The organism is Chryseobacterium sp. DT-167, assembly GCF_058310155.1.
In genome coordinates this window covers 15958-28736 of record NZ_JBZEEQ010000016.1, presented here as the reverse complement: position 1 = coordinate 28736, position 12779 = coordinate 15958, and the positions used below count along the sequence as shown (strand labels likewise).

The 12779-nt window shown below is 36.0% G+C and carries 9 protein-coding genes; 8 read left to right on the top strand and 1 reads right to left on the bottom strand.

Annotated elements, in window-relative coordinates:
* Positions 1-2: 2 nt before the first annotated feature.
* Positions 3-1421, bottom strand: a complete 1419-nt coding sequence (gnd, locus tag AC4FQ5_RS17875; RefSeq protein WP_491145523.1) for an NADP-dependent phosphogluconate dehydrogenase — start codon at positions 1419-1421, stop codon at positions 3-5.
* Positions 1422-1810: 389 nt separating this feature from the next.
* Between gnd and AC4FQ5_RS17870 the strand changes: the two genes are divergently transcribed.
* The 8 genes from AC4FQ5_RS17870 (at position 1811) to AC4FQ5_RS17835 (ending at position 12484) form a co-directional block, all read left to right on the top strand.
* On the top strand, positions 1811-2806 hold the full coding sequence (locus tag AC4FQ5_RS17870) for an SDR family oxidoreductase (RefSeq protein WP_491145521.1): 996 nt from the start codon (positions 1811-1813) through the stop codon (positions 2804-2806).
* Between the two features lie 291 nt (positions 2807-3097).
* The gene (locus AC4FQ5_RS17865; RefSeq protein WP_491145519.1) at positions 3098-3598 is read left to right on the top strand and encodes an RNA polymerase sigma factor; all 501 of its coding nucleotides are present in this window, start codon (positions 3098-3100) and stop codon (positions 3596-3598) included.
* Between the two features lie 20 nt (positions 3599-3618).
* A complete protein-coding gene (locus AC4FQ5_RS17860; protein ID WP_491145517.1) occupies positions 3619-4434 on the top strand; it encodes a hypothetical protein in 816 nt (271 codons plus the stop codon).
* Between the two features lie 87 nt (positions 4435-4521).
* On the top strand, positions 4522-6612 hold the full coding sequence (locus AC4FQ5_RS17855; protein WP_491145515.1) for a M4 family metallopeptidase: 2091 nt from the start codon (positions 4522-4524) through the stop codon (positions 6610-6612).
* Positions 6613-7271: 659 nt separating this feature from the next.
* Entirely contained in the window at positions 7272-7865 is a 594-nt protein-coding gene (locus AC4FQ5_RS17850; RefSeq protein WP_491145513.1) for a Crp/Fnr family transcriptional regulator, read from the top strand.
* A 95-nt stretch (positions 7866-7960) separates the two neighbouring features.
* Positions 7961-9682: a phage tail-like protein gene (locus AC4FQ5_RS17845; protein WP_491145511.1), complete on the top strand. Its 1722-nt coding sequence runs from the start codon at positions 7961-7963 to the stop codon at positions 9680-9682.
* Positions 9683-9855: 173 nt separating this feature from the next.
* A complete protein-coding gene (locus tag AC4FQ5_RS17840) occupies positions 9856-10224 on the top strand; it encodes a phage tail-like protein (protein WP_491145510.1) in 369 nt (122 codons plus the stop codon).
* A 52-nt stretch (positions 10225-10276) separates the two neighbouring features.
* Positions 10277-12484, top strand: a complete 2208-nt coding sequence (locus AC4FQ5_RS17835; RefSeq protein WP_491145507.1) for an ATP-binding protein — start codon at positions 10277-10279, stop codon at positions 12482-12484.
* Positions 12485-12779: the final 295 nt, after the last annotated feature.

Genomic DNA, 12779 nt, shown 5'->3' with positions numbered 1-12779 from the left:
TATTAGTTGTTTATGTTTTGCCATGAAGTATGAAAAATGCCCTCTCTATCAACTCTTTGATAGGTATGCGCTCCAAAATAATCACGCTGTGCCTGAATAAGATTCACAGGTAAAGAATCTGTGGTATACGCATCAAAATATCCCAAAGCAGACTGGATTCCTAAACTTGGAATACCATTTGAAACAGCAAAAGAAGCCGTTTTTCTTAAAGATCTAATTTTAGATTTTACAAGGTCAGAAATTTCCTCATTAAGTAAAATATTAGATAAGTTCGGATCCTGAGTGTAAGCCGAATAGAATTTTTCAAGTAAAACAGAGCGGATAATACAGCCTCCTCTCCATATTTTTACCACGTCTTTTAAAGGAATTTCAAACTGATATTCTTCAGAAGCTTTTACCAGTAATGCCAAACCCTGTGCATAGCTGATCAAAGTAGCCAGATACAGCGCATCGCCTACTTCTTTGATAAATAATTCAGTATTTTCCAGAGTTGTCATTGCTTCTTGAGGGTATAATTGAGAGGCCTTTACCCTCTCCTCCTTATAAGCTGATAAAATTCTCGAAGTTACTGCTAGATCGATTGTCGGGATAGAAACACCAATTTCCATAGCCTGCTCTGAAGTCCATTTTCCGGTTCCTTTTGCTCCTGCTTTATCCAAAATCTGGTCGACAAGAAAACCGTCTGTCAGCTCATCTTTTTGCCGGAAAATATCTCTGGTGATTTCAATCAGGAAAGAATTCATTTCCCCTTCATTCCATTTTTTGAAAACCTCATATAGCTGATCGTTGTTCAGATTTGCTCCTTTTCTTAAGAGATCGTATGCTTCGCTGATCAACTGCATGATCGCATATTCGATTCCGTTGTGTACCATTTTCACATAATTTCCCGCAGAACCTTTTCCCATATAAGCTGTGCAGGCTTCGCCGTTAACTTTTGCTGAAATTAATTCTAACATGGGTTTCACTAATTTAAAAGCTTCCAGATCTCCTCCGGGCATTATGCTGGGTCCTCTTCTTGCGCCCTGCTCACCTCCGGAAACTCCCATTCCCATAAAATGAAGGTTTTTGGATGCCAAATCAGCAATGCGTCTCTCGGTATCTTTGAAATATGAATTTCCGGCATCAATTACGATATCTTTTGGGCTTAGAAGTGGTACAATACTTTCCAGAACAGCATCTACCGGCTTTCCTGCGGGAACCATTAAAATAATCTTTCGTGGAGTTTCCAGTGAAATTACGAATTCTTCCAAAGAAGCTGTACCCTTGACCTGTGTTCCTGAAGTGGCACCACCATGAAGTGCTTCTACCTTATCGTCATCCAAATCGAATCCTGCGGTAGAAAAACCATTATCGGCGATATTATAAAGCAAATTTCTTCCCATTACACCGAGTCCGATGACTCCGTAATTATACTTTTCCATTCTTACTTAAGATTTATTTAATTTAACAGCTCAAATTTACGGAAATGCACATCAGTAAAAAAATTATGTGAAAATTTCTTTCATCTTAAAGCAGAACTGATCAACTGAAAATCTTTAAAAATCAAAATATATTTAAAATATAACACATCGTTGCCGAAAATTTTATTAATAAAAATCTCTGTAACAGATCTGTAAGAATTTCATATCCTTATTATTTAATGTTGCAAATCTGGGTGATAATTAATTTACTGATCAAAGGCGACACTTATAATTAAAGTTTCAGGATGAATCATTCTTCGTGCAGATTCACAAAAAATTTCTCTATCGATACACTCTGGAATATAGATTGCTTACAATACAATTATTTATTACACCAAATCATTATCAATATGGACGATCAAATCACACGAAGAGAAGCACTTGACAAATTAGTAAACATTATGACCCCTGATTCTTCTGAGAATAAAGATAATATTCCGGAAGAAACTTTAAATGCAGAAACTTCTCCTCTGCAAGATCCTACTACAAAACATCCTAAACCACCATTTAAGAAACAGTTCCAGCCTTTTCCGGGACTTGCAGGAAAAATGGATCCGGTTCCTGATCACGGCGAAGAAAGCTATGTAGGTTCAGGAAGATTAACTGGCAGGAAAGCACTAGTTACCGGCGGAGATTCCGGGATTGGCCGGGCTGCTGCTATTGCTTTTGCAAGAGAAGGTGCGGATGTTGTGATCAATTATTTACCAGATGAGGAGTCTGATGCCGTTGAAGTTATTGACCTGATCACAAAAGCAGGAAGAAAAGCAATAGCAATCCCTGGAGATATCCGCAATGAAGAATTTTGTCAAAGATTAGTTTCTGAAGCGGCAAAGGGATTGGGAGGACTTGATATTCTGGTCAATAATGCAGGGCATCAAAAAAGCAATGAATCTATTTTAGATATCAGCACAGAAGATTTTGACAGAACAATGAAAACAAATATCTACGCACCTTTCTGGATCATAAAAGCAGCACTCCCCTATCTGAAACCCGGGTCGAGCATTATCGGATTATCATCAGTGCAAGCGTACGATCCTTCTGCCGACCTTTATGATTATGCACAGACAAAGGCAGCAACGACCAGCTATGTAAAATCACTTGCAAAGCAGCTTGGTCCAAAAGGAATCAGAGTCAATGGCGTTGCACCGGGACCGGTTTGGACAGCACTGGAAGTAAGCGGAGGGCAAACACAGGAAAAACTGGTGGAATTCGGAGGTGACACACCATTGGGAAGACCCGGACAGCCTGCAGAGCTGGCCTCTATTTTCGTTCAGCTGGCGGATAATGACGGAAGCTTTGCAACAGGACAGATTTATGGATCAGCTGGTGGAAACGGTCAGCCATAAACCATATGATAGAAAGCCATCAATTACTGATGGCTTTTAAATTTCAAAAACACTTCCGTTGGCAGCTGGTACGGCATTGGAAATGCTGGTTACGAGATCAGCATGACACACCATTTTCTTAAAGATTATTTAATATGAATCATGCTCCGAAATAGCTGATGAATCTGCCAGAATTTCCGCAACAGCATCAGGTTTATAAAACAAACACCAGAACCTGAAAACTGGTGTTTGTTTTATAAATCTGTAACATTTTTGAAAAAATGATACTAACTGTGCAGAGCCGAGCCTACAATGTCACAGGAAAAGGAGTTTCTGGAAAAAATTGAAAAACATAAAGGAGTAATTTTCAAGATTTCTAAGATGTACATGGATAATTTTGACGATCAGAATGATCTCTATCAAGAGATCATCTATCAGGCATGGAAATCTTACAAAGAATTCCAGGGTAAAAGCGATTTCTCAACATGGCTTTACCGCACGGCGCTCAATACTGCAATCGTATTTTTAAAAAGTGAAAAAAAACGCAGCTTTATACAGAATCAGCGTATAGAGCATCTGTTGGTAGATCATGAAATTTACAATGAAGAGGATGACCGGAAGATGAAAATCATGTATGATGCCATTCATGAGCTCAGTCCTATAGATAAAGCTTTAATTTTTTTCTTCTTGGAAGACTTTTCAGGTAAGGAAATTGCATCACAACTGGGGATTACGGAAGTCAATGCAAGAGTGAAGCTCAACCGGGCAAAAGCAAAGCTTAAAGATATTATAGATAAAAAAAAGACCGTTTAAAAAAAGCTTATTACATCACAATGGAGTTAGATAACTTTAAAGAACTCTGGAAAAAGGAAAACAGCCAGATTCCACCTGAAATTTCTCTTGAAAAGCAAGATGAGATCCATTCGCCTCTAGAGATGCTCAGAATCAATATGAAGACAGAATTCTGGCTGATGATCATTACGCTGCCGCTGATCTTCACCAACCTCCCGTCTGTAACTGAGGATAAGAATATCAGAATTATTTCAATTCTGGTTTCTATCTTAACTGTATTGATCGTTTTGTATTACTACTCAAGATTTTTAAAGCTTTACAAGCTTCTGAAAAAAGAAAACACAAATACAAACTACGACCTTTTTACCCTGAAAACGCAGTTATTGATTTCAAAACAGATTTATATATCGTATTATATATCGTATATCCCATTAGCATTTTTATTATCACTGATTCACATCGATTTTCAGTTCGATTTTAAATACAATCTTGCCATCTTTATTTTTTCATTTGCAATTACCATTCTGGTGATCTCATTTATTTTAAAATACTGGATGTATTATATGTACGGAAAATACATTGAGGACGTAGTAAAAATCATTGACGAACTAAATGATGTAGAAACAAAGCCATTAATCCGCAGAGGAAAATCCTGGTTTGAAAGGAGTCAAAAATTCTGGATAAGGAAACTGGGCATCAAAGGAAATATAATCAATACCGTACTGTGGTTTATTTCAGGATATATATTCATTGTTTTATCTTTCCTGATCATTATTTTGATTATCATTTTTATCGGAACCAAAATGAATCTTATTGAGCTGGAAACCCTGCGTCAGACACTCAAAAATCTTAATTAATTTTCATTACAACAAAAAATAATTAGCACATCATGTAACATTTTTGTATTTTCTCTACTAACTGTCGAATTTAATCAAATAAATATTATGAAAAAGACAGTTACAATTGTGAAAGCTTTGGCTTTTGTTCTGACCTTGGGATCTACTAGCGAGTTTTTAAAGGCACAAAGTCATCGCACGGAAATTTCACCGCAAAATCTGCCAAAAATAACAGCAACATCTGCTATGGGGAATTTTGAGGTAAATTTTGAAGGTCAAAATATTTCTCGTGAAACACTTGTACGTTATCTTGACAAATGGTTCCAAACAAACTCAGACCACAGCTATGAATTTGTAAAAAGTTCTGTTGATGAGCTCGGTTTCAGAAGAAGTACCTATCAGCATTTATATAAAGGTATAAAAGTAAATGATGATTTATTCTATATTCATGAAAAGGATGGCAAAGTAACATACGTAAACGGAGAACTCATCAATGATATAAAAATTGCTATCTCTCAGCCATTATCAGAGGCTGACACAAAAAAAATCATATTAGCCGATATAAGAAACAATAAAACCACATTCGGAGACTTTGAAAATGTGATCGCCAAAGTAAACACAACAGGCGGAATTAAACTTTATTCAGCCACCAAAGTGCAGGCCGCAGCTTTGGGATCATTAAAGGCTTTTGACTACTACATCGATCATGCTACCGGAAAAATCGTTAATAAGATTTCAAAAATTTATGATTACAATCCTGAATTCCAGATCAGGCTTCATTTACCCGCTAAAAATTCTGTAAACAGCTTTGACTACAGCCCGTTATTTGTTGATACTCCTTCTACGAGCGCAACATATTATAAAGGAAATCAGACCATCACCGTCGACTCTGATAACGGTACATTCAGATTGAAAGACAATGCTAAAAATATTTACACCAGAAATGGTGCAGGATGGGACGGCAGCGCAAATCTTACAGCCAATGAGCTAACAGGCACAATCACAGAAATAACGAGCACCACTGCAAACTTTACTGCCAATACGACCAAAGCCCCGGTAGAAGCACATTGGGCTATGGAAAAATCTAAAGATTACTACATCGCAAGACACAACAGAAACAGCTACGATGGCAACGGATCCATCATTAAAAATTATTATGATATAAATTTCAACGTAGATCCCAATACGGGAACTCCAATGCAGCCAGTAAGCGGTGTTAATGCCGCTGCATTTGATATTACCCAACAAGGCTTCAATGTAGTAGGAATGATCTATGGAAACGGGATGTATCAGGGACAGGCAGGATATTTTGGTCCTTTCGTAGGAATAGATGTCGCAGGTCACGAATATTCTCACCTCATGGTTAGCCGAACCGCAAATCTCACTTATCAGGGAGAATCCGGAGCCTTAAATGAAGCTTTTGCCGATATGTTTGGTGCCGCCATTGAATTTTATTCGGGAATTACCCCCAACTGGAATATAGGTGAAGGAATTCCCAATCCTGCGCTTGGTTTTACATTTTTAAGAAGTATGTCGAATCCCAACTCAGGACCTGCTGCACTGGCATCACAACAACCGGATACCTATCTTGGAACCTATTGGGCAAATACAGCGGTCGGCTCTACCGATAATGGCGGGGTACACACCAACAGCGGGGTTGGAAATTTTTGGTTTTATTTACTGTCTGTAGGAGGAACCGGTACTAATGATTCAGGAACGAGCTATAATGTTACAGGAATCACCATTCAGAAAGCTGAAAAGATTGCTTACCGAACTTTAGCAACTTATCTTACAGCCAATAGTCAGTACACCAATGCCTATACTGCATCTAAACAGGCAGCAACTGACTTGTACGGAGCGGGATCAAACGCATTACAGCAGGTTGAGAATGCCTGGTGTGCAGTAGGATTGGGGAACTGTGCCAGTTTACTCTCTGTAACTGACATCATAAAATCAGATTCAGATCTTATAAAAATTTATCCAAATCCTGTTACCAACGGACACTTAACATTTGAATCTGGTCTGAAAGAAAATGGTACCTATGAAATTTATGATGTATCCGGAAAGCTTGTAATACCTTCAAAAAATTTCGAAAAAGGAAGTGCTAAGGTTAGCGTAGGTGAATTACAGAAAGGTGTATATATTTTAAAGATAAAAATAGACGGTAAAACTATTTCAAAGAAGATCATTATCAGTTAATATTCATTTAATAATAACACAAAAATCAACTCCCGGAAAAATCAATCGGGAGTTTTTTTGCCTAGTCAATAATCGAAACAAATATCACATATTAAAGAAAAGTGAACAAAAATCTGAGATGTTTTTTCTTAAGGTATAAATTTAAAATGACAACGTATAAAAAAATTAGCTGGAACTGGTACAATAATCATTTGACTACATAACAATATGAATATAAGCCAAATAACCTGGCCAACTGATAATCTCTCTTTTGCTAATGATGACAGTTGAGGTTAAAAAATTCCTATAGTTGGTCAGACATATTTAATACAGATTACATAAAAAAATAACATCAATTAACAAAAGATAATTTGCGTTTTTTTAATTGTTCATTTATTTGTAACATATTAATAAAAGCAGAATGATGAGAAAAAAAATTCCATATTAGTACTTTTTTCATTTTGTTGCACCATTCTTTATTAGATTAGAACAAATACATAATTCTGAAGAATAGAAAAGATGTCACAGACACTTTTGATGGTGCAACAAATTTAAAATTTATAACCAATAAACTGACAACTTATTGAAGACAGAATAATATTTCTGTAATATATATAGAATTTATGTAATCTTATCGACAGTTTTTTTAGATTATGTTTGTAAATATTGGTATAAAAAGTATGAATACTCGAGAAGAAATTGCCTCAACGATATCAAAGGTCTTTAGCGATATAAATTATGAAGATGTTTATAATTATCCGGGAAGTATACAGACTTTGGAGTTTAATACTGGTTCTATATTTATAGAGCCCGGAGATTTTGATCAACATTTATATTTTATAAAACAGGGGTTGGTAAGAGCTTATTATATTACTGATGATGAGAAAGACAGGGATAAGACTATATATATCAGGAATGAAAACTATTATTTTGGAGATTATTATGCAATAATTCTTCAAAAGCCGACAATATTACATTATGAGTGTTTAGAAGATACCATATTTTATAAGTTTAATTTTAGCGAAATCCGATTGTATATGAATGAAAATCCACAGGTACTGGCATTTGGATTTTCTTTTCTCATGAGATTAATGGGAGAATATTTGTCGCGAAGTGAAGATTTTATTTTTTTGAGTGCAGAAAAAAGGTACATTAAATATATGGAGCAACATCCTGATCTTATTGACAGAGTATCTGCAAAATATATTTCTTCCTTATTGGGAATTACTCCGGTTTCTTTAAGCAGAATTAAAAAAAGAATTAGACTACGCTAAAATCGCAAAAGTTCTTATAATTCATCCCGTTAAATTCTGCGTTTACTCTTGTCCTCATTATTCCTCTCACTAAAGCATCATAAAAACAGTAGAAAATGATAAAAATTTATAATTTCAGAGTGTATTTAATTATTGCCCTGTTATTTTCCATAGCATTTAAAGCACAGACGATCTGTGCTATAAACCAAGGAAGTACAGGCAATGGACAAGGGATGATAGATTATAATGGTGATAATCCCTCAAACAGATATGCAAACGGCGGAGAAGCACCTAATAATTATGCATCTTTCTTCACAGCAGAAGATTTAAAAATTGCAGAAGGAGTATCGTCGGGATATGGCAACACAGGCGCAGCAGGTACAACTTTAAATACGACTTTTACTGCTTCCAATATTACATATTATGGTATGACCGGTATTACAAATACTTTTCAAACAGGGCGTTACTTCAGTTTTCGTGTTACAACATCTTCAAATAGTCCCCTAATCCGGTTAAATAGGTTCAGAATCGGTACAATTGGTACTTTTGGAACAAATGCTTATGACAGTGATTTAGGATATAGCTATAAACTTGATATATATGATGAGTCAGCAGGCAGCACAGCCAATGTAATTGCTGATAATGCTACAAATGCTACATCAAACAATACAGATATTACTTTTACCCTTTTACCAGGGAAGTCGTATGTTTTCAAACTATATCTGAGAAACACTAACGGCAGAACCAATACTTACATAGATAACCCCACTCTATATGCTTACGCTCTTCCTAATATAAATACGACAAATTATACTGCATGCAGTTCAGGCACAGTAAGTACAGTTCTTTCTCCGGTTGTTTCCAGTGGAACACCAAATAATATGCAGTTAAGATGGATTCAGGGCAGTACAAACGTAAGTGCCAATACGATAGCTGCGGGAACATATACTCCTTATTATTTTAATACAACAGGAAATTGCTATCATCCTGCGGGATCTGCTGTTACAGTTACAATAGGAACAGCTACTTCTGTAACATCCCAACCGTCACCCGCTAATCAAAATGTTTGTCAGAACAATGCTTCTACAGCAATTTCTGTTTCTGCAAATGGTACAAACCTCACTTATCAGTGGTATAGCAATACCACAAACAGTAATATTGGCGGCAGTTTAATTTCTGGTGCTGCATCAAATACCTATACACCACCTTCAACGGTTTTAGGAAACATATATTATTATGTTATCATTACTGGCTCTTGCGGAACAATAACATCCAATACTGCATCAGTAGCTGTAAATGCTATTCCTCCCCCACCATCGGTGAGCATTACGCCGCCAACATGTTCTGCGCCGGGATCAGCAACTATAAGTAATTATAATGCATCCAATACCTATGCCTTTACTCCGGCCGGTCCCACTGTAGGTACAGGAGGAGCCATTTCAAACATGACTCCCGGAACAAATTATATAGTAGCGGCAAACAACGGAAACTGTACTTCTGCTGACAGCAGTTCCTTCAGCATAGCCCCATCCGTTAATTGTGTGTGTTATAATAATGGAAATTTCACTTCTGCCGGTTCAGACAGCAAAGTTGGTATTACCTCATTAAAAAGAGCGGGTGCGACTGATAGTGATAATTGGCCAATGGTCAGAAAATCGGCGCATCTGGTTCTGGAGTCTAACACAAAAGGATTTGTGATTACCAGAATGGCTACTGCCGCTCTTGGAGGTATTACCAATCCTCAGGAAGGAATGATGATTTATGATACAAATGCAAAGTGCCTCAAAATATATTCTGATGGAGCATGGAAATGCTTCTCTACTCCATCATGTCCATAATGAGTAATAATATGAAAAAGACAATAATAGTAGGATTATCTTTATTTTTTATAAACATTTCCTCGCAGGTAGTCATTGGTAATGATACTGGTACAGCAAGTGATACTACATCTGTAGTAATCGAATTTGCAAACACTAATAACAAAGGGATAATTTTGCCCTATGTAAGAACGATGCCCTTAAATCCGTCTGAAGGTACCCTTCTTTTAGATGCAACGACGCCATCACTAGCCAGAATAAAATATTACAATGGAAACTGGATAGACCTGAGCGGACAAGACGCTAACATCTCATCTTCGCTTATCAATCAGCCACAAACTGCCGAAGATGCAGGTGCAAAAACTATTATCGGATCTGATACATCTGCAGCAGACGGAATTTTAATATTAGAATCAAGTACCAAAGCGATGGTGCTACCTGTTGTAGATGATGTGAATAATATAAACAGCCCTTCGCCCGGCATGGTAGTTTATGTCAATAAGACTGGCGCTAAGCGGTTAGCATTTTATAATGGTAGCAAATGGTCATTTTGGGCACCTTAAAGTTATTAAAATGACTTCTTCCATTTAAGATATACACTCAATATTATATAAGATGAATTATACCAAATGTTCTGATGAACAAATTGAATTCCCGGGAAAAATCCAGGGCTTTGGTTATCTTCTAGGTTTAGATGATAATTTTAATATCCAGTTTTACAGTCAGAATATTCTTGATCTTTTTCTTATTTCTGAAATTAAGCTACATTCAAAATTAGAAAATAATGATGAGTTATTTAATATTATTAAAAATTCCGATGTATATAAAAAGGTTGTCGCCAAAGACAGCAGTTTTGCCTCACATCTTAGCTGCATCAGCATTCACGGGACAAAATATTATTTAACGATAAGAAAAAAAGACCATCTGTACTATCTGGAATTTGAATTCTGCATTACGGCTGACAATATAAAAGAAATTGATTACATCAATTTTGATGCTTATAATGATGCAACATCAGAGATCGGAATTTGGGAAAATCTGTTAAAAGATATTAGTCATAATACAGATTATGACCGCATAATGATCTATAAATTCTTTGAAGACGGATCAGGAAAAGTGGTTGCAGAGCAGGTAAAAAATGGGGTTGAAAGTTTCCTTCATCTGCATTATCCTGAAAGTGATATTCCAAAACAGGCAAGAGAATTATATTTAACAAAAAAAAGAAGAATTTTCAGTGATATAAATGGTTTGACATCACCAATAATTTCCAGGTCTAATGATGTGGATCTGAGCTGCACCGAACTTCGTGCCATGTCTCCAATTCATGAGCAATACTTAAGAAACTTAGGAGTGTGTTCCAGTTTTTCAACCTCTATCATTGTAGATGGTGTTCTGTGGGGCTTGGTTGCATGTCAAAATATTCTACCTAAACATATTGACCTTCGCAACAGAATACGTTCGGAAATTTATACATTATGGGCAGCAAAAGCTTATAGCAATATCAAGTCTGCACAATTGGTACAGTACAGCATTGAAATTGATCAGCAAATTTCAGCTATAAAAAATAAATTATCAAAATCATTAGTTCTCACCACAGGTATTGTACAAAATTTTTCAGATTTTTGTGCCATTGCAAAATCTGATGGTGTAGCTTTAGTCAGTGCTAAAGAATCTCACTCCTATGGCAATGTACCTTCTGAATTGGTAATTTCTAATATCATAAAGTATTTTCAAAAAAAAAACTTTGATAAAGAGAAAGTTTTCTTTTACCAAAGTTTTGCCAAAGAGCATCCAGAAATCGTAGGTAATGAAAATTCTTTCGCAGGAATTGCAATTTCCAAGATCAATCATGAAGATGAAAAATATTTCATCTGGTTCCGCGAAGAATTTATTAAAACCATCCGATGGGCCGGAAATCCTGAGAAACATTATGAGTTTATCCAACACAATGGGATGGACGAGATAGGAGTTTCACCTAGAAAATCTTTTAAAACGTTCATTGAAGAAAGCAGAAAAAAATCTAAATTCTGGAATGAGGCAGATAAACTTGCCATTCAGAAATTAATAACCCTGATTTTCGAAATTTCATATGACCATTATTCAAAAATCAGAAAACTCAGCGAAGATCTAATTTTGTTGAATGAAGAGCTGGAAAGCTTTTCTTATACTATTTCGCACGATCTAGGAACTCCTTTGACTGTAATGAAACTCAACTTGCAAATGCTTGAACGAAAACTTCTAGAAGGACACACGGAAGGTAACTTACACAAACTGAGTAAAGCGTTGGAACAGATTCAAAATATGGAAAAACTGATGCGCGATGTTTTGAATCTAAGCCGTGCAAAATCCGGAAATTTAGAATCTCATCAGATTCAAATGAGAGCACTGATAGAACGGGTGGCAAACGAAGCACAATCTGTGTATGGAACGCCTAATACGTTTATCAAAATCGGTGACTGTAAGGATATTTTGTCTGATCATACGCTCATATATCAGGTTTTTCTAAATATTATTAGTAATGCAGTAAAGTATTCTTCTACAGCAGAATTCCCTATGATAGAAATCAATTCGGAGGAAAGCAATGAATATATAATTTACTCAATTTCAGATAATGGTATAGGAATACCAGATTCAGAGAAAAATCAGATGTTCAAAATTTTCAAACGCCTTGAGAACGCAAAAAAATTTTATGGAAATGGTATCGGGCTTAATATTGTGTACAAAATTATGCAACGTTTAGGCGGAACAATAGATTTTCACAACAATACTGATGCTGAAGGAGTAACTTTCAGATTGCAATTCAAAAAAGATGTATTTGACTGAAAACAATCAGAGACCATTTACCTGATAAATTATTTTATGTTTTTAAATCTCCGTTGGCGGGCTCATTATATTTTGTGTTATTATTTCTGATGTGGGGATGATCTTTAGGTTCAGTCTTTGGACTTCTCACTTTTTTCATCTGTTCTCAAAGGCATATTGAGTGCAGAAAGGCTCGGATTTTGGTTGATCCGAGCCTTAGCTTTTTATGACCTGCTCATTTTAGAAGGATCTTCTTTTAAAATATTTTAATTATATAAGTTTCCAAACATTAAAATTTGTGTACCAACGCTGATTT